We start from the raw sequence: 17817 nt of genomic DNA, 5'->3' as shown, positions 1-17817 counted from the left end.
CTGTTCGTCCTTCTGCTCGTCCTACTGTTCGTCCTCCTGTTCCTCCTTCCGGGGGATCAGCTGGAGTAGGCGCTGTTTTCATGGACGTAGTCGTGCGTGAGGTCGTTGGTCAGGATGGTGGCTTCGGTGTTGCCGGCCTGCAGGTCGATCTCGACGAGGACCTCGCGCGGTTCCAGGTCCACGAGGCCGCGGTCATCGCCGATGCTGCCGTTGCGGCAGATCTGCACGCCGTTCATGGACACGTTGAGCTGGTCCGGTTCAAAGGCCGCGTCGGTGGTGCCGACTGCGGAGAGCACCCGGCCCCAGTTGGGATCCTTGCCGAAGATCGCGGTCTTGAAGAGGTTGGAGCGGGCGACGGCGCGGCTGACCACTTCGGCGTCCCGTTCGCTGGCGGCGTTGAAAGTACGGATTGCGATGTCGTGGCTGGCGCCTTCGGCGTCGCCGATCAGCTTGCGGGCCAGCTCGGCGCAGACCTGGGTGAGGCCCGCGGCGAATTCGCCGGCTGACGGCACGGCTCCGGAGGCGCCGGAGGCCAGCAGTACCACGGTGTCGTTCGTGGACATGCAGCCGTCCGAGTCCGCCCGGTCAAAGGTGACCCGGGTGGCTTCGCGGAGCGCGGCGTCGAGGAGGTCCGGCGGGACGTCGGCGTCGGTGGTGAGGACCACCAGCATGGTGGCGAGCCCCGGGGCGAGCATGCCGGCGCCCTTGGCCATGCCGCCGATGCTGAATGTGGTTCCGTCGGCGTCTGTACCGGTGAAGACGGCCTGCTTCGACACGGAGTCCGTCGTCATGATCGCGGTGGCCGCGTTGGATCCGCCGTCGGTGCTCAGTGCGCCCGTGGCGGTGCCGATGCCGGCGAGGATCTTCTCCATCGGCAGCTGTTCGCCGATCAGGCCGGTGGAGCAGACGAAGACGTCGTTGGCGGAGACGCCGAGTGCTTCGGCGGTTTTCTCGGCCGTGGTGTGGGTGTTCTGGAAGCCCTGCGGGCCGGTGCAGGCGTTCGCGCCGCCGGAGTTGAGGATGACGGCGTCCACGCGGCCGTCCTTGACCACCTCGCGGGACCAGTGCACCGGGGCCGCCGCCACGCGGTTTGACGTGAACACGGCCGCGGCGGCTTTGCCGGGCCCGTCGTTGACGACGAGGGCCAGGTCGGGGTTGCCGGAGGCCTTGAGGCCGGCGGTGACCCCGGCGGCACGGAACCCCTGGGGGGCGGTGATGCTCACGGTGCGACTCCCTGCAGATCGAGGCCGGCATTCTCAGCCAGGCCGAGGGCAATGTTCATGGACTGCACGGCGCCGCCGGCGGTCCCCTTGGTGAGGTTGTCGATCGCGCAGGTGACGATCACGCGGCCGGTGTGCCCGTCGAATGCCAGCTGCATGACCGCGTGGTTGGATCCCTGGACCGACTTGGTGGCGGGCCACTGGCCTTCGGGCAGCAGGTGGACAAACGGTTCGTCGTCGTAGGCCTCGCTCCAGGCGCTGCGGAGGTCCGCGGCGGTCACGCCGGGCCGGACCCTGGCGGTGGCCGTGGTGAGGATGCCGCGGCTCATGGGGGCCAGGGTGGGCGTGAACGAGACCGTGACCGGAGACCCCAGTGCGTTGGACAGCCCCTGCTCGATCTCCGGGGTGTGCCGGTGCCCGCCGCCCACGCCGTAGGGGCTCATGGAGCCCATCACCTCGGCGCCGATCAGGTTGACCTTCGCGGCCTTGCCGGCGCCTGACGTGCCGGAGGCCGAGACGATGACAACGTCGTCGCCGTGCAGGAGCTGGCTGTTGAAGCCCGGGGTGAGGGCCAGCAGGGCCGACGTCGGATAGCAGCCGGGGACGGCGATCCGGGTGGCGCCGCGGAGTGCCTCACGCTGTCCGGGCAGCTCCGGAAGGCCGTAGGGCCAGGTTCCGGCGTGCGCGGAGCCGTAGAACTTCTCCCACGCGGCCGGGTCCTCGAGGCGGTGGTCGGCGCCGGCGTCGATCACCAGGGTCCCGGCGGGGAGCTGCGCGGCGATCTCCGCGGAGGCACCGTGCGGCAGGGCCAGGAACACGACGTCGTGGCCGGACAGGTTTTCCACCGTCGTGTCCTCGAGGATGCGGCTGGCCAGACCGTGGAGATGCGGCTGCAGTTCCCCTAGTCTGGAACCGGCGTTGCTGTGCGCCGTAATGGCGCCGATCGTAACGTCGGGATGACCGGCGAGGAGCCGCAGCACCTCGCCGCCGGCGTAGCCGCTAGCGCCGGAGACGGCAACAGAAATAGTCATAACCACGACTATACAGCAAGAATATGCATAGGTGCCGATATTTATGCATGGGTTCCCGTGTGCCCGCGGGCGTGCCCGCTCGATGTGCCCGCATTCCGCGGGGCCGGTGTTCTGCCGGGAGCCGATCCCGGACGGATCGGGAGGCCCCCGCTTTCCCGGAGCGTATGCTTGGTCAAGGGTGATCCAGACCGGGCGGCTGCAAATGTCAGCTGCAACGTTGCCCTTAACAGCAACGAGACAGGCCCCCTATGACTACTACGCTCACCACCCCCGAGCGCCCTAAATCGCGAGTCAGGCAGCCCAACGCCGTCGTTCTCAGCTATTCGGAGCTGCTCAAGACCGTGAAGGCCGCCGGTCTCCTGGAACGCCGTGTCGGTTTCTACATCACCGTGTTTTCCGTGCTGGCCCTCCTGATGGCCGCGACCTGGTTCGGCTTCGCCCTCATCGGTGACAGCTGGTTCCAGCTCCTCATCGCCGCGGCCCTGGGCATCCTGTGCACGCAGCTGAGCTTCCTCGCCCACGAGGCCGGACACCGGCAGATTTTCGCCTCCCGCCGCGCCAACGACTGGGCCGCGCGGCTGCTCGCCACCTCCGTGGCCGGCATCAGCTACTCCTGGTGGGAACAGAAGCACGGCGCGCACCACAACCACCCCAACGTCATCTCCAAGGACCCGGACATCGCAACCGGGGCGATCGCCTTCTTCCCGGAAGCCGCGGCCACCCGGCAGGGCCGGTTCTCCTACCTGACCCGGAAGCAGGGCTGGCTCTTCTTCCCGCTGCTGTTCCTGGTCGGCCTCGGGCTCCAGATCGATTCGATCAAGTTCATCTTCCGGCGCGCCAAGGTCACGCACCGCTGGGTTGAAATCCCCATCCTCGCGGCCCGGTTGAGCCTGCTCCCGGTGCTCGCCTTCACGTTCCTGCCGCTGGGCATGGCGTTCGCCTTCATCGGCATCCAGCTCGCCGTCTTCGGGTTCTACATGGGGGCGTCCTTCGCCCCGAACCACAAGGGCATGCCGGTCCTGCCCGCGGACAGCCGGGTGGACTTCTTCAGCCGCCAGGTCCTGACCTCCCGCAACATCTCCGGCGGCCGCTTCATGGACATCCTGCTCGGCGGCCTCAACCGCCAGGCCGAGCACCACCTCTTCCCGGACATGGCCCGCCCGCAGCTCGACAAGGCCGCCGTGATCGTCCGTGAATTCTGCGCCAGGCACCAGGTCCCCTACACGGAAACCACGCTGCTGCAGTCCTACGGCATCATCGTCCGCTACCTCAATGACGTAGGCCTGTCCGCCGGACGCCACTTCGAGTGCCCGATGGCAACGGTGACCCGCCGCTACTGACGCGGCCCTTCCGCTGCCGGCGTCCGCGCCGCTCCATCCTGCATGACCTCGAAGTGACGGCCGGTTACCGGCCGTCACTTCGTCGTCGGGGCGGGGCTATCTAGGATGGACCGAGGATCCGGGCCAGGAAATCCCAGGCCGGAGAAGGAGTCGCAATGATGCATGCAATCGTCGCCCGCCAGGCAGGTGGACCCGAGGTTCTGGAGCTGGCGGAGGTGGAACGCCCGGTACCCGGCCACGGACAGCTCCTGGTCAAGGTTTCCGCCGTCGGCGTGAATTTCATTGACACGTACAAGCGCAGTGGTGCGTACAAGGTGCCTTACCCCTTCACGCCCGGCTCCGAGGCAGCCGGCGTGGTGGAGGAACTGGGCGAGGGCGTCACCGGGTTCTCCGTCGGGGACCGGGTCGCCACCGCGGAGGGCGTCAGCTGCTACGCCGGCTACGCCCTGGTCGATGAGGACAAGGCCCTGCCGGTCCCCCGCGGCGTTGATGATTTCACCGCGGCGGCCCTCCCGCTGCAGGGCATCACCGCCCACTACCTGATCAACTCCTCCTTCCGGGCGGAGCCGGGCCACACGGTGCTGCTCCATGCCGGAGCCGGCGGCGTCGGGCTGCTGCTCATCCAGCTGCTCAAGGCCAGGGGCGCCCGTGTCATCACCACCGTGTCCACCGACGACAAGGAGCAGCTGGCCCGCGCCGCCGGAGCGGACCACGTGCTGCGCTACGACGGCTTCTCCGCCAAGGTGCGCGAGCTGACCGACGGAACCGGCGCGGATGTGGTGTACGACGGCGTCGGGAAGGACACCTTCGATGGCTCCCTCGCCGCCCTGCGCATCCGGGGAACACTGGTGCTCTTCGGCGCCGCCTCCGGCCCGGTCCCGCCGTTCGATCCGCAGCGGCTCAATGCCGGCGGCTCGCTGTACGTGACGCGGCCCACGCTCGGCCACTTTTTGCTCACCTCCCAGGAGCGCCGCTGGCGCTCCGAGGAGATCTTCGCCGCTGCCGCCGACGGTACCCTCAACGTCAGGATCGGCGCCCGTTACGATCTCGCGGAGGCCGCCCAGGCCCACACGGACCTGGAGCAGCGCCGGACCACCGGCAAGGTCATTCTGGTCCCCTAGGGCAGGTACACGGGCCCCGGCACGCCAAGGAGCGTCATGTGCAGGAACGTCAGGCGAACAGCCGAGAAGCAGGGGAAGAACACCGGGCGAACCCGGACCCCTGATGTTCACCTTGTCCGGGGACAATCCTCCTGTGACTGAGCACCTGCCGCACCGCGGCGATCCCCCCGTAACTCCCGGCACTGCCCCCACCGCCGTCGGGCGGGTTCATCGGGCGCAGCTGCCGGGCTCGCTGGCGGCACCGCCGGAACGTACCCTCGTGGGGATCCTGCAGGAGTCCGCCGCGCGTTTCCCGGACGCCTCGGCCCTCGATGACGGCCATGTGTCGCTCGGTTACGCCCAGTTGATGGCCGCGGTGCGGGCCAGGGCGGGGGAACTTCACCAGGCGGGTCTGGGGGTGGGAGACAAGATCGGCGTCAGGATTCCGTCCGGCACCAACGAGCTCTACATCGCCATCCTGGCCGTGCTCCTGGTCGGGGCGGCGTACGTTCCAGTGGACGCCGACGATCCCGACGAACGCGCCAAGCTGGTGTTCAGCGAGGCCGGTGTTGCCGGGATATTGCGGGCCAATGGGGCGATTGTGACGGGCGCCCGGCGGCCCCGGCCGTCTTCCGCCCCCCGGCTGCCGGGCCCTGACGACGACGCCTGGGTGATCTTCACCTCCGGCTCCACCGGAACACCCAAGGGCGTCGCCGTGCAGCATCGATCCGCGGCGGCCTTCGTCGACGCCGAGGCCCGGCTCTTCCTGCAGGGCGATCCGATCGGCCCGCAGGACCGCGTCCTGGCCGGGCTGTCGGTCGCCTTCGACGCCTCCTGTGAGGAAATGTGGCTTGCCTGGCGCCACGGCGCGTGCCTCGTCCCCGCTCCCCGGGCACTCGTCCGGACCGGCATGGACCTCGGACCCTGGCTGATCAGCCACGGCATCACGGTCGTCTCGACGGTGCCCACGCTCGCGGCCCTCTGGCCGGTCGAATCCCTCGAGAGCGTCCGGCTGCTGATTTTCGGCGGCGAGGCGTGCCCGCCGGAACTCGCTGACCGGCTCGCTGTCGAGGGCCGCGAGGTCTGGAACACCTACGGCCCCACCGAGGCCACCGTCGTCGCCTGCGCCGCGCCGCTCGGCACCGAAAGGCCGATCCGGATCGGATTGCCGCTGGACGGCTGGGATCTCGCCGTCGTCGACGCTGGTTCCCTCCCCGTCGGCGAAGGCCAGGTGGGTGAGCTGATCATCGGCGGCGTGGGGCTGGCCCGGTACCTGGATCCGGCGAAAGACGCCGAAAAGTACGCTCCAATGCCCTCGCTTGGTTGGGATCGGGCCTACCGCTCGGGCGACCTGGTCCGCTTCGAGGCGGCGGGGCTGATCTTCCAGGGGCGCGCCGACGAGCAGGTCAAGCTCGGCGGCCGCAGGATTGAACTCGGCGAAGTCGACGCGGCGCTGCAGGCCCTTCCAGATGTTGCCGGCGCGGCCGCCGCGGTGCAGACCACTGCCGCCGGCAACCAGATCCTCGTCGGCTACCTCGCCCCGGCCGGTGGCAGGGAGCTGGATCTGGCTGCCGCCCGGGAACTGCTTGGCGCGAGCCTGCCGGCCGCTCTGGTCCCGCTGCTCACAATCGTGGAGTCGCTTCCCACCAAAACCAGCGGCAAGGTGGACCGGCACGCGCTGCCCTGGCCGTTGGCCGGCGCCGGCGCTGCCGATGCGGCCGGCGCCCCGCTGAACCTTCCGGACGACGCCGGCTGGATCGTGAAGCAGTGGAGTGCGGTGCTGGGGAGCGCCGTCACGAGCCTCGACGCCGACTTCTTCGCCTACGGTGGCGGTTCACTCGCCGCGGCCCAGCTAGTCTCGGCTCTGCGCGTCCGCTACCCGACCATCACCGTCGCCGACATCTACGCCACCCCGCGGGTCGGCGCTCTCGTGGACGCGGCCCGGCAGTCGCTGCCTGAAGGCGGCGCGGGGCCCGCTCCGGAGCGGACCGTCCGCCCCACCGCCCGCAAGTCGCAGATTTTCCAGACCCTCCTGGGTGTCCCGCTGCACATCCTCGTGGGCATGCGCTGGTTGAGCTACCTGATGGCCGGGAACAACGTCCTCTCGGCCCTGGCCGGCTTCAGCGCCGCTCCCACCGTGTCCTGGTGGTGGGTGGGCGCCGCCTGGCTGGTGTTCGTCAGCCCGGCCGGTCGGATGCTCATCTCGGTGGCGTCGGCCCGGGTGCTGCTGCGGAAGGTGTCGCCGGGAACGTATCCCCGCGCCGGCCGGGTGCATCTGCGCCTGTGGCTGGCCGAGCAGATCCAGGACCTGGCCGGCGCGGTCAGCCTGGCCAGCGCTCCCTGGGTGCCGTATTACGCAAGGGCTCTCGGGGCGAAGATCGGCAATGACGTCCAGCTGCACTCGCTGCCGCCTGTCACAGGTTTCCTCTCCCTCGGCAGCGGCTGCAACGTAGAACCGGAGGTGGACCTGTCCGGCTGGTGGATCGACGGCGACGTCGTCCACATCGGGGCCATCCACATCGGCGCCGGAGCAACCGTCGGCGCCCGCAGCACGCTCATGCCCGGCGCCATCATCGGCGCCCGGGCCCAGGTGGAGCCCGGCTCGGCCGTGCTCGGCAAGGTGAAGGCCGGCCAGCTCGTCGCGGGTTCACCGGCGGAGCGGCGGGGCAAGGCCAAGCACTCCTGGCCGGACATCCCGCCGGAGCATCATCTGATCGGCCGCCTGTGGTTTGCCGGCTTCGCGACGGCGTCGGCGGTCCTGGCCCTGATCCCCCTGGTGTCCGCCGCCGCCGCCGCGCTGGTGGTGTTCCCCTTCATCCGGGGCAAGGAATCCCTGTCCGACGCAGCGCCTCAGCTCCTGCTGTCCCTCCCGCTGGCGGCACTGGTGTGGTTCGCGGCCAACCTGCTGCTGATCCTGCTCACCACCCGGCTGCTCGGCGTCGGGCTGGCCGAAGGCTACTACCGGGTCCGCAGCCGGATCGGCTGGCAGGTCTGGGCCACCGAGCGGGTGCTGGACCTGGCCCGCGATCTGCTGTTCCCCATCTACGCCAGCCTCTTCACACCGGTCTGGCTGCGGCTGCTCGGCGCCAAAATCGGCAAGAACGTGGAGGCGTCCACCGTGCTGCTGATCCCCAAGATGACGACGGTGGGCGAAGGCGCCTTCCTCGCCGACGACACGATGGTGGCGTCCTACGAACTCGACGGCGGCTGGCTGAGGATTGCCCCGGCCAAAATCGGCAAGCGCTCCTTCCTGGGCAACTCGGGGATGACCGCGGCCGGGCGCAACGTGCCCAAGAATTCGCTCGTCGCCGTGCTTTCGGCCACGCCGGCGAAGGCCAAGGCCGGCACATCCTGGCTGGGCAGTCCGCCGGTGCGGCTCCGGCGCACGGCAATCGCCTCCGATGACACCCGGACGTACCAGCCTCCCCTGCGGCTCAAGGTCGCGCGGACCCTGTGGGAGCTGTGCCGCTTCGTTCCGGTGGTGTTGACGGTGGCGATCGCCGCCGGGGTCTTCCTCGCCCTCGACTGGTTGGCCGCCACGTTCAACTATGGCGTCGCCGCGGCCCTCGGCGGCGTCGTGATCCTGCTGGCCGGCGCCGTGGCCGCCGGCAGCGCTGTCGTGGCCAAATGGGTGCTGGTCGGCCGCATCCATCCCGGCGAACACCCCCTGTGGAGCTCCTTCATCTGGCGGAACGAGGTGGTGGACACGTTCATCGAGATGGTCAGCGCCCCTTGGTTCGCCCGGGCCGCCAGCGGGACGCCGGCCCTCGTGTGGTGGCTCCGCGCCCTCGGCGCGAAGATCGGCGCCGGCACCTGGTGCGAAAGCTACTGGCTTCCCGAGGCTGACCTTGTGACGCTGGGGCGGAATTCCACGGTCAACCGCGGCTGCGTCGTCCAGACCCACCTGTTCCACGACCGTGTCATGAGCATCGACACTGTTACGCTCGAGGACGGTGCAACCATGGGCCCGCACGGGGTCATCCTGCCGCAGGCCCGGATCGGCACTGGCGGCACTGTGGGGCCGGCGTCGCTCGTCATGAGGGGGGAAACAGTGCCGGCCGCAACGTACTGGATGGGCAATCCGGTGCGTCCCTGGGACGGCCCGCCCCGGCCGGCCGCCAAGCCCCGATAGCCCTGGCACCCGTCCCGCAACTATTGAAGGTCCGCCCATGAGCCCCAGCGAAACAACCAGCAGCGGCGCCGCTGCGCCGACCAGCCAGCAAACCGGTGCCCCGGATCCCTACATGCCGGGGCACGGCACCAACGCCTACCGCGTCACGCGCTATGAACTGGACCTCGACTACAAGCTCAGCAGCAACCGCCTGGCGGGGCGGGCCGTGCTGCACGCAGTGGCCCAGCTCCCGGTCGCGGCCATTGTGCTGGACCTGACGGGGCTGCGGGCCACGAAGGTCCAGCTGAGCGGGCGCAAGGTCCGCAAATTCAGCCAGCGCGCCGGGCAGCTCATCGTGGTACCCGACGCCCCGCTCCTGGCGGACGAGGCCTTCGCCCTGGACATCCGCTATGAGGGCAACCCGGCCCCGCGGCGCGGCCTGTGGGGCGAAGTCGGCTGGGAGGAACTGTCCGACGGCGCCCTCGTGGCCGGCCAGCCCAACGGGGCCGCCTCGTGGTTCCCCTGCAACGACCACCCCCGGGATAAGGCCAGCTATCGGATCAGCGTGACCACGGATGCCAACTACCGGGCGGTGTGCAACGGGGTGCTCATCTCCCGCAGCAGCCGGTCCAGCCGGGAAACATGGGTATACGAGCAGGCCGAACCCATGGCGACGTACCTCGCCACGGTCCAGATCGGACGGTACGAGCTCCTGGCGCTCAACTCCGGGAAGCCTCCCGGCCAGGTCCCGCAGTACGTTGCCGTTCCGGCGTCGTTGGCGGAGGCCGCCCGCGCCGGGCTGGCCCGCCAGCCCGAGATGATGCGGACGTTCAAGAACTGCTTCGGGCCCTACCCGTTCCCGGAGTACACCGTGGTGGTGGCCGATGACGTGCTGGAGATCCCGCTCGAGGCGCAGACGTTGTCCATCCTGGGCCGCAACCATCTGGGCCCGGAATGGGAATCCCAGCGGCTGATGGCCCACGAACTGTCCCACCAGTGGTTCGGAAACTCGTTGACGGCGGCGTCGTGGAAGGACATCTGGCTGCACGAGGGGTTCGCCTGCTACGCGGAATGGATCTGGTCCGAGGAGGCCGGCGTCCTGCCGGCCGCGGACCGTGCGGCGGCGGCGTGGCGGAACCTGGCAGCCGGCAGCCAGGATCTCCTGGTGGGCGATCCAGGGCCGGAGCTGATGTTCGATGACCGCGTCTACAAGCGCGGCGCCCTCGCACTGCACGCGTTGCGGCTGGGATGCGGCGACCTGGCCTTCTTCGCGCTGCTGCACGACTGGGCCGACCGCAATCGGCACGGGTCAGTCTCCACTCCAGAGTTCATCGTGGCCGCGGACCGTACCACGGGCCTGGACACCGAGGCCCTGCTGCATCCCTGGCTCTACGAGGAAGCACTCCCGCCGCTGCCCGCGGGTCAGGGGACGCTCAGCCGCTGAGTGAGACGGCGACGGCGGCAGCGAGGTTCCCGGGCAGTCCCGTCTCCGCCGGCGTGAGGTCCCGGATCCCCGCCCGATGGAGCACATCCAGGGTGTCCGGCGGGGTCCGCAGTCCTTCACCTGTCATTTTCAGCCAGGCTTCCTTGCGTGCCCAGAACCGTGCCCGTCCGCGCAACAGTTCCGGCCCGGGCAGTCCCCCGAGCCCCTGGTGTTCCGCCGGAGTAAGCGCCACGGAATCGAAGCCCGCGAAGTCCATCCGGGCGGGATCCTCGACGTCGACCCCGATCCGCAAGCCGGGCGCGGGGTCGATCACCGCGGCCAGCAGGATCCAGCCGGGGGCCCTGGCCAGGCTCAACGACAACGGCAAGGCGCTGCCCCTGAGGGTGTAGCCGGGCCTGCCGTGGGAGACTCCGGCGCCCTGGCCGCAACGGGGGCAGGCGTAGTCCACGGTCAGCGCCGCGGCCGGCTCGTCGGAGAGTTCGGCGGCGAAGCGCCGCTGGGCCAGCCGCCCGGACAGGAACACGGCCCTGGGGCCGGGCAGCATGGCGTCGGCACGTTCCCGTTCGACGGCGTCCAGCAGCTCCCGGGCGTCGCGTTCCTGTCCTTCCGTCCACCCGGAACGGTGGACGGAAGGACAGGAACGCAGGACGGTCAGTGGCTGCATCGCAGTCTCCGGGACGGTCAGGGCGTCAGCGCTGGACCGCTCCGAAGCGCTCGTGGGCAACCGCGACTGCGCTTTCCCGGGCCGAGGACGCTTCATCGGCCGTCAGCGTGCGGTCCGCGGCACGGAACCGCAGGCTGAACGCCAGCGACTTCTTGCCTTCTTCGATGCCCTTGCCCGCGTACACGTCGAAGAGTGCGACGTCTTCGAGCAGTTCGCCGGCACCGTCACGGAGGGCCGTGAGCACCTCTTCGGCGGGAACCTCCTGCGGCACCACGAGGGCCACGTCCTGGGTTGCCACCGGGTAGGTGGAGATGTGCCGGGCGACAATCACGTCCGCGGCGGCCTCGAAGAGGGCGTCCGCGTTGAACTCGAGCGCCACCGAGCGCGGCGGCATGTCATGCGCGGCCAGCAGCTTCGGGTGCAGTTCGCCGGCGTAGCCCAGCACTTCGCCGGTGCGGAGCACCAGCTGCGCTGCCCGTCCCGGGTGGAAGGCCTGGTGGTGGCCCTGGCTGAGCACGATCTCGACGCCGAGCACATCGCCGGCGAGCCGGGCGAGGTCGAGGGCGTCGGCCCAGTCCCAGGCGCGCGGCGCGTGGCCGGCTGCGGCGGGCGAATCGTGCCCGGTCAGCACGGCGGCGAGGTACAGCGGCTGGTCCGGGACGCCGTCGTACAGGGCATCCAGCACCTCGTCGGCGGGCTTGGCGCCGAGCGGCGGGATCGAGGCGGTCCCGGGCGTGTCCCCGGGAAGGAAGACGAGTCCGGCCTCGAACAGTGCCAGGTCGCGGAAGCCGCGGGAGTGGTTGCGCTTGGCCACCTCGATCAGCCCGGGCAGGATCGAGGTCCGCAGGTAGCCGTGCTCCTCGCTGATCGGGTTGGCGAGCTTGAGCGCCTTGCGCGCCCCGCCGGCCGTGTCGACGCCAAAGGTGTCGTTGGCTGCTTTGGAGACGAACGGGTAGGCCAGGACCTCGGTCAGGCCGGCGTCGGCCAGGGACTGGACCAGGCGCCGGCGCTGCTGCTGGACGCGGGTCAGGCCGCGGCCCGGCGGCGCCACCGGCAGGGACGCCGGAATCTGGTCGTAGCCGACCAGCCGGGCGATCTCCTCGGACAGGTCTTCCTTGGTTTCCAGGTCGTTGCGCCAGCTCGGGGCGGTGACGGTCCAGCCGTCGCCGGTTTTCACCACGACGGCGCCCAGGTCCTCCAGCGAGGTGACGATCTGGTCCTCGCTGAAGTCGATGCCGATACGTGCCGTGGCGAACGCCGCCGGCAGTTCGATGGTCACGGCGTCCGGTGCGGTCCCGACGTCGGTGCCTGCTTCATCGGCGGCGCCGCCGGCCAGCTCGACCAGGAGGTCGACCACCCGCTGCGCGGCAATGCCCGCAACGTGCCAGTCAACGCCGCGTTCGAAGCGCTTGGACGCTTCGGAGGGCAGCTTGTGCCGTCGCCGGGAGCGTCCGATGGACACCTCGTCGAAGTGCGCCGCCTCGACCAGGACGTTCGACGTCGAATCGCTCACCTCGGTGGCGGCACCGCCCATCACGCCGGCGATGCCGATCGCGCCGGAGCCGTCGGTGATCAGCAGGTCCTCAACGTCGAGCGTGCGCTCCTTGTCGTCCAGGGTGGTGATCTTTTCCCCCGCCACGGCGCGCCGGACCACGATGTCGCCGGACAACTTGTCCACGTCGTAGCAGTGCGTGGGCTGGCCGAGTTCGAGCATGACGTAGTTCGAGATGTCCACCGGCAGGGAGATGGAGCGGATGCCGGCAAGCCGGAGGCGTGAAACCATCCACAGGGGCGTCGGCCGGGTGGCGTCGACGCCGCGGACCGTGCGGGCCACGAAGCGGTCGCAGCCGGGCTTGCCGTAGACGGGGGCGTCGTCGTTGAGCTTGACGCCGTGGCCGCCGGACAGTTCAGCCGGGGCCTGCACCTGTGACGCGGGGTCCGTGAAGGACGTTCCGGTGGCGTGGGCGTATTCGCGGGCCACCCCGCGGATGGAGAACGCGTAGCCGCGGTCCGGCGTCACGTTGATCTCGGCGGCCTGGTCGTAGAGGCCAAGGAGCTCCATGGCGTCGGCGCCGATTTCGGGATCCAGCCCGATCCTCGACAGCACCAGGATGCCGTCGTGGTCTTCGCCGATGCCCAGTTCGCGGACGGAGGCGATCATGCCGGCGGACAGGTGCCCGTAGGTCTTCCGCGCGGAGATGTGGAAGTCACCGGGCAGCACGGCACCCGGGAGGGTTACCACCACTTTGTCGCCTTCCACGAAGTTGTGGGCGCCGCAGATGATGCCCTGCACACCGGAGGGGTCGATGCCCTCGCCGGTGAGCGCCTGCTGCTGGCCTTCGGGGACAACCCGGACCTGGCACCAGTTGATGGTCTTGCCGTTGGTCTGGGGCTCCTTGACGATGCTCAGCACCTGGCCCACCACGATCGGACCCTGGAGGGTATCCGTGGGGCGGTGGACCGCTTCTTCTTCAAAACCGACCTTGACGAGTTCGGCCATGACGTCTTCGGCCGTTGCTCCGGCCGGTACCTGCGCGAATTCACGCAGCCAGGAAAGTGGGATACGCACTGTTAGATCTCCATCCCGAAGTGCTCGCTGAAACGTACGTCGCCTTCGATCATGTCGCGCATGTCGCCGACCTCGTTGCGGAACATGAGCGTGCGCTCAATGCCCATGCCGAAGGCAAAACCTGAATAGATGTCCGGATCGATGCCGGCGGCGCGGAGCACGTTGGGATTGACCATGCCGCAGCCGCCCCATTCGATCCAGCTGGGCCCGCCTTTGGCCCCCGGGTGCCAGATATCCAGCTCCGCGGAGGGTTCGGTGAACGGGAAGTAGTTGGGGCGCAGCCGGATCTGTGCCTCGTCGCCGAACATCTGGCGCGCGAAGTGCTCCAGGGTGCCGCGGAGGTCCGCCATGCTGAGCTTCTTGTCGATGGCCAGGCCCTCGAACTGGTGGAACACCGGGGTGTGCGTCGCGTCCAGCTCGTCGGTGCGGAACACCTTGCCCGGGCACAGCACATAGATCGGCAGTTCGCGTTCCAGCATGGACCGGACCTGCACCGGCGAGGTGTGCGTGCGCATCAGCAGGTGGGCTTCGGGCGGTTCGACGAAGAACGTGTCCTGCATTTCACGGGCCGGGTGGTCCGGCTTGAAGTTCAGCGCATCGAAGTTGAACCACTCGGACTCGACCTCCGGGCCTTCGGCGATCTCCCAGCCCATGCCGACGAAGATGTCCGCCACGCGCTCCTGCAGGGTGGACAGCGGGTGGCGCGCACCGGCCCGACGGCGGCGCGGGGCCGCCGTGACGTCGACAGTCTCCTCGACGAGGATCCGCGCGTCGTTCTCTGCCTCGAGCTCCGCGGTGCGGTCCGCGAGCGCCTTGTTGACGCGTCCGCGGGAGGCTCCCATGAGCTTGCCGGCGGCGGCCTTCTGGTCCTTGGGCAGCCCGCCGATCTCACGGTTGGCAAGGCTCAGCGCGGACTTTTCGCCGGTGTGCGCGAGGCGCACGGCCTTCAGTTCATCGAGGGTGGAGGCTGCGGCGATGGCGGCAACGGCCTGGTCTACGGCGGCCGTGATGGCGGCTTCATCCAGAGGATTCGGGACGGCGCCCGGCAAAGTTTCAGTCATCTACTGTTCTTAGCTACGAGTCGGTTCATGCCAACGGCACGACGCCATGAACAATGTCATGACACCGGGCTTTGACAAAGGGCAGTGACAAAGGAAAGGGCACGCCGAAATCCCTCCGGCGGGCGCTCCCCTCCAGTCTAGTTGAACGCGCTGCGGTGCCCGAACGTGACGGCAGCCACCGGCTCCCAGATATCCCCGCCGATTGATCCGCCGCTTGCCCCGCCGCACCGGCTGCTCCCGGCTAGCATGGCCTCATGACGTCCGGACAACGGCTGCGGCAGATCGCGAACGTGCTGAATGCCTCGACCCTGCTGGGGTTGCTTCTCGCCGTGTGGGCGCGGACCCGGGTCCGCCGCGGCCCGCGGGGCCTGCTCATCGCCACCGGGTACCGCTGGCGGCTGCCGTTTGCCGCAGCGTTCACGGTGGGCAACGTGGTGCTCTTCCGGACCGGACCGGAGCAGGCGCTGGCCGACGAGGTCCTACTGCAGCACGAGGAGCGCCACAGCACCGAGTACGCCTGGTGCCTGGGGGTGCCCTTCCTGCCGCTGTATTTCCTGGCCGCGGGCTGGTCCGTGTGGCGGACGGGCAACCCGGGCTCGGCCAATGTTTTCGAACGGCACGCCGGGCTGCGGGCCGGCGGCTATCCGGACCCGCGGCCCGCGGACAACCCACTGCCCACGGCGGCGCCCCCCGGGTCCCCCGCCCCGGAACGGAATGAGGCATGACATGCATGACGTTACTGACACCTCCAGGAGCATTTCGGTCACCGGATCGGGCAGCGCGGAAGCCACTCCGGACCTGTTGACCCTCTCGATCGGCGTCGAATGCCGCCGGGACAACGTCGGCGCGGCCTACCGGGACGCCGGACGGGTCTCGTCCGCGATCACGGGGGTGCTCCGGGATCATCGGGTGGACGGCAGGGACATCAGCACGTCCGGGCTCAATGTCCGGGCCGAGGTCAACTGGCAGGAGGGCCGCGGCCAGGCCATCTCCGGCTATTTGGCCTCCAGCATGCTGAGCGTCCGGATCCGTGAGCTGGCAGCGTCCTCGGACATCATCGCCGCGGCCGTCGCGGCCGGCGGCAACGATGTCCGGCTCAACGGCCTGGAGCTTGGCTTCGCTGATCCTGCCGCCGTCACGGCCAGGGCCCGGGAAGCCGCGTGGGCCGATGCCCTGGCCACCGCCAGCCATTTCGCTGCGCTGGCCGGAACCCGGCTGGGCAGAGTTCTCTCCCTCACCCAGCAGTCCGGGGCTCCCGCCCCCATCCCCGTGGCCAAAATGCAGCGCGCCGTGGCGGCTGAATCACTCAACGTCGAGGCCGGCGAATCCAGCGTCAACGCAACGGTGGGCGTCGTCTGGGAACTGCTCGACTAGGCCCGCCGCGGTGTGACCCTAGTGGGTCGCTCCGGCGGCGAGCTTAAGATCCGCCGAAACCGCCAGCGCCGTCCGGACGACGACGGCGAGCGCTTCCGTCATGAGCTCCACCGGCAGCGACGGCGTGCCGCTCCCCCGCAGCACCTGTCCGGCCGCGTAGGGGACGTGGACGAACCCGCCCCGGGTTTTGGGGCGCAGCCGCAGGACGTTCATCAGGCCGTAGAAGGTGTGGTTGCAGACGTAGGTTCCGGCGGTCTGGGAGACCTCGGCCGGGATCTGCGCGGCATCCAGCGCTGCCAGCGCCGCTTTGAGAGGCAGCGAGCTGAAGTAGGCGGCGGGTCCGCCCGGGACGACGGGCTCATCCACAGGCGCGTTGCCTGCATTGTCCGGGATCCGCGCGTCGTCGCAGTTGATCGCGATCCGTTCCAGCGAGACCCGGGCCCTTCCGCCGGCCTGGCCGGCGCAGAGCACGACGTCGGGGCCGTAGCGTTCGAGCGCCGCCTCCAGCACCTCGATGGACTCCCCGAAGACGCACGGCAGTTCCACCGCCTGCGCGTCGTGCCCCTCGGCCCGGAGGACCGCAGCCGCGCCGCCCGCCGCCGTCCAGGACGGGTTGGTGGTTTCGCCGCCGAACGGCTGGAAGCCTGTCAGGAGAATCATCGCCCCAGCCTAACAATGCGCCCGAAACACCCCGCGGGATGCTTGACTTAAACTCGAACATACATTCGAATATAAGCATGAGATGGGACGCGCAAGCACTCACGCCGGCTCGCGGGAACGGCTCCGGCAACGACGCCGACGGGACTCCCGCTGGAAGCGGTCGTTCCAGCGGGACCGCACCCGCCGATGCGCTTCTTCCGCTCCTGGGGCTGGTGCGCTCCGTTTCAACGCCCGAGTTTGCCGGGATCACTTTTCATGAGGTCACCGCCAAATCGGTGCTCAACAAGGTGGTCTCCGGTTCCCGGATGCCCTTCGAATGGACCATCAACCCCTACCGCGGGTGCAGCCATGCCTGCGTGTACTGTTTTGCCCGCAAGAGCCACACCTATCTGGACTTCGACGCCGGGCTGGACTTTGACAGCCAGGTGGTGGTCAAGATCAACTCGGCGCAGGTCCTGCGCAAGGAACTGGCAAAGCCCTCGTGGGGACGGCAGCACGTGGCCCTCGGCACGAATACGGATCCGTACCAGCGGGCCGAGGGCCGCTACCAGCTGATGCCCGGCATCATCGGCGCCCTCGCCGATTCCGGCACGCCGCTGTCCATCCTGACCAAGGGCACCCTCCTGGCCCGGGACATACCGCTCCTGAAGCATGCGGCGGCCCAGGTCCCCGTGGGGGTCGGCATTTCGCTGGCGATGACCGATGAGCACCTCTCCGAAGCTGTGGAACCGGGAACCCCGGGTCCCCGGGCACGGCTGAAGCTGGTCTCCCGGCTGCGGGAAGCCGGACTGCCCTGCGGGGTCATGGCGATGCCCATCCTGCCGTGGCTCTCGGATAGCGACGATGCCCTGGATTCCCTCTTCGGTGCCCTCGCCGCGGCCGGCGCCACCGGCGTCACGGCCGGCGCCCTCTACCTCAAGCCCGGAACCCGCGAATGGTTCATGCAGTGGATTGCCCGGGAGCACCCCCAGCTCGCCGGCAAGTACCGGCGCCTGTACGGCAGCGGATCGTACGCTTCGAAGGAGTACCGGGCCTGGCTCGCCGGACGCATCCGGTACTTCAAGGCATTGCATGGCTTCTCCGGCTCCCACGGTTTCAGCCACCGCGACCTCGACGCCGATCCCCGGGACGAGGAAGCCCAGTACCCCGCCGGCAGCATCCCCCAGACCGCCGGCCACCCGGGCCGGACCGGCAACCCGGCAGCCCCGGCCGCCCAGCCGACGCTGTTCTGAACGCGCGGCCA

At 69.4% G+C, this 17817-nt stretch carries 13 protein-coding genes; 7 read left to right on the top strand and 6 right to left on the bottom strand.

Translation table 11 applies throughout. The annotated features are described in order from the left end of the window. Nucleotides 1-56: 56 nt before the first annotated feature. Together argJ and argC are read right to left on the bottom strand one after the other, a co-directional pair. Nucleotides 57-1223, bottom strand: coding sequence for a bifunctional glutamate N-acetyltransferase/amino-acid acetyltransferase ArgJ (gene argJ, locus ABIB51_RS12905; RefSeq protein WP_354188571.1), 1167 nt, complete (start codon nucleotides 1221-1223; stop codon nucleotides 57-59). After that, complete coding sequence (gene argC, locus ABIB51_RS12900) at nucleotides 1220-2251, bottom strand: N-acetyl-gamma-glutamyl-phosphate reductase (RefSeq protein ID WP_354188569.1); 1032 nt, start codon at nucleotides 2249-2251, stop codon at nucleotides 1220-1222. The genes argJ and argC overlap by 4 nt, the downstream gene beginning before the upstream one ends. A gap of 248 nt (nucleotides 2252-2499) precedes the next feature. On the opposite strand from argC, the gene ABIB51_RS12895 reads away from it, so the two are divergent. From ABIB51_RS12895 to ABIB51_RS12880, 4 genes are all read left to right on the top strand, one after another. Further along, nucleotides 2500-3591, top strand: a complete 1092-nt coding sequence (locus tag ABIB51_RS12895) for a fatty acid desaturase family protein (RefSeq protein ID WP_354188567.1) — start codon at nucleotides 2500-2502, stop codon at nucleotides 3589-3591. Nucleotides 3592-3746: 155 nt separating this feature from the next. After that, on the top strand, nucleotides 3747-4712 hold the full coding sequence (locus ABIB51_RS12890; protein ID WP_354188565.1) for a quinone oxidoreductase family protein: 966 nt from the start codon (nucleotides 3747-3749) through the stop codon (nucleotides 4710-4712). 103 nt (nucleotides 4713-4815) lie between these two features. After that, nucleotides 4816-8823, top strand: a complete 4008-nt coding sequence (locus ABIB51_RS12885) for a Pls/PosA family non-ribosomal peptide synthetase (protein ID WP_354188563.1) — start codon at nucleotides 4816-4818, stop codon at nucleotides 8821-8823. 37 nt (nucleotides 8824-8860) lie between these two features. After that, nucleotides 8861-10246 carry a M1 family metallopeptidase gene (locus ABIB51_RS12880; RefSeq protein WP_354188561.1) on the top strand — a complete coding sequence of 462 codons (1386 nt, stop codon included), beginning with the start codon at nucleotides 8861-8863 and terminating at the stop codon, nucleotides 10244-10246. On the opposite strand, the gene ABIB51_RS12875 is transcribed toward ABIB51_RS12880, so the two are convergent. The 3 genes from ABIB51_RS12875 to pheS are packed head-to-tail and all read right to left on the bottom strand — an operon-like array spanning nucleotide 10236 to nucleotide 14540. Next, nucleotides 10236-10910: a 4'-phosphopantetheinyl transferase family protein gene (locus tag ABIB51_RS12875; protein WP_354188559.1), complete on the bottom strand. Its 675-nt coding sequence runs from the start codon at nucleotides 10908-10910 to the stop codon at nucleotides 10236-10238. The genes ABIB51_RS12880 and ABIB51_RS12875 overlap by 11 nt on opposite strands. Before the next feature lie 25 nt (nucleotides 10911-10935). Beyond that, nucleotides 10936-13479, bottom strand: a complete 2544-nt coding sequence (gene pheT, locus ABIB51_RS12870) for a phenylalanine--tRNA ligase subunit beta (protein WP_354188557.1) — start codon at nucleotides 13477-13479, stop codon at nucleotides 10936-10938. A gap of 2 nt (nucleotides 13480-13481) precedes the next feature. Then, nucleotides 13482-14540 (bottom strand): phenylalanine--tRNA ligase subunit alpha, encoded by a 1059-nt coding sequence (gene pheS / locus ABIB51_RS12865; RefSeq protein WP_354188555.1) that lies wholly within the window; start codon nucleotides 14538-14540, stop codon nucleotides 13482-13484. A 254-nt stretch (nucleotides 14541-14794) separates the two neighbouring features. Between pheS and ABIB51_RS12860 the strand changes: the two genes are divergently transcribed. Continuing rightward, nucleotides 14795-15265, top strand: a complete 471-nt coding sequence (locus ABIB51_RS12860) for a hypothetical protein (protein ID WP_354188553.1) — start codon at nucleotides 14795-14797, stop codon at nucleotides 15263-15265. A gap of 1 nt (nucleotide 15266) precedes the next feature. Further along, nucleotides 15267-15914: an SIMPL domain-containing protein gene (locus ABIB51_RS12855; protein WP_354188551.1), complete on the top strand. Its 648-nt coding sequence runs from the start codon at nucleotides 15267-15269 to the stop codon at nucleotides 15912-15914. A gap of 18 nt (nucleotides 15915-15932) precedes the next feature. On the opposite strand, the gene pcp is transcribed toward ABIB51_RS12855, so the two are convergent. After that, nucleotides 15933-16574 carry a pyroglutamyl-peptidase I gene (gene pcp / locus ABIB51_RS12850; RefSeq protein WP_354188549.1) on the bottom strand — a complete coding sequence of 214 codons (642 nt, stop codon included), beginning with the start codon at nucleotides 16572-16574 and terminating at the stop codon, nucleotides 15933-15935. A gap of 77 nt (nucleotides 16575-16651) precedes the next feature. Here pcp and ABIB51_RS12845 point away from each other — a divergent pair, with 77 nt between their 5' ends. Further along, on the top strand, nucleotides 16652-17806 hold the full coding sequence (locus tag ABIB51_RS12845; protein WP_354188547.1) for an Rv2578c family radical SAM protein: 1155 nt from the start codon (nucleotides 16652-16654) through the stop codon (nucleotides 17804-17806). Nucleotides 17807-17817 lie beyond the last annotated feature (11 nt).

The sequence above is a fragment of the Arthrobacter sp. UYCu712 genome (genome assembly GCF_040547005.1).
Taxonomy (GTDB): Bacteria; Actinomycetota; Actinomycetes; order Actinomycetales; family Micrococcaceae; genus Arthrobacter.
The sequence above is the reverse complement of the archived record's forward strand: the minus strand, read 5'-3'. Positions and strand labels throughout refer to the sequence as shown.

Coding starts and splice junctions, on each gene's coding strand:
- ABIB51_RS12875 (WP_354188559.1), bottom strand. CDS start 10,910: ATGCAGCCACTGACCGTCCTGCGTTCCTGTCCTTCCGTCCACCGTTCC.
- ABIB51_RS12880 (WP_354188561.1), top strand. CDS start 8,861: ATGAGCCCCAGCGAAACAACCAGCAGCGGCGCCGCTGCGCCGACCAGC.
- argC (WP_354188569.1), bottom strand. CDS start 2,251: ATGACTATTTCTGTTGCCGTCTCCGGCGCTAGCGGCTACGCCGGCGGC.
- pcp (WP_354188549.1), bottom strand. CDS start 16,574: ATGATTCTCCTGACAGGCTTCCAGCCGTTCGGCGGCGAAACCACCAAC.
- ABIB51_RS12860 (WP_354188553.1), top strand. CDS start 14,795: ATGACGTCCGGACAACGGCTGCGGCAGATCGCGAACGTGCTGAATGCC.
- ABIB51_RS12895 (WP_354188567.1), top strand. CDS start 2,500: ATGACTACTACGCTCACCACCCCCGAGCGCCCTAAATCGCGAGTCAGG.
- ABIB51_RS12885 (WP_354188563.1), top strand. CDS start 4,816: ATGTTCACCTTGTCCGGGGACAATCCTCCTGTGACTGAGCACCTGCCG.
- ABIB51_RS12845 (WP_354188547.1), top strand. CDS start 16,652: ATGAGATGGGACGCGCAAGCACTCACGCCGGCTCGCGGGAACGGCTCC.
- ABIB51_RS12855 (WP_354188551.1), top strand. CDS start 15,267: ATGCATGACGTTACTGACACCTCCAGGAGCATTTCGGTCACCGGATCG.
- pheS (WP_354188555.1), bottom strand. CDS start 14,540: ATGACTGAAACTTTGCCGGGCGCCGTCCCGAATCCTCTGGATGAAGCC.
- ABIB51_RS12890 (WP_354188565.1), top strand. CDS start 3,747: ATGATGCATGCAATCGTCGCCCGCCAGGCAGGTGGACCCGAGGTTCTG.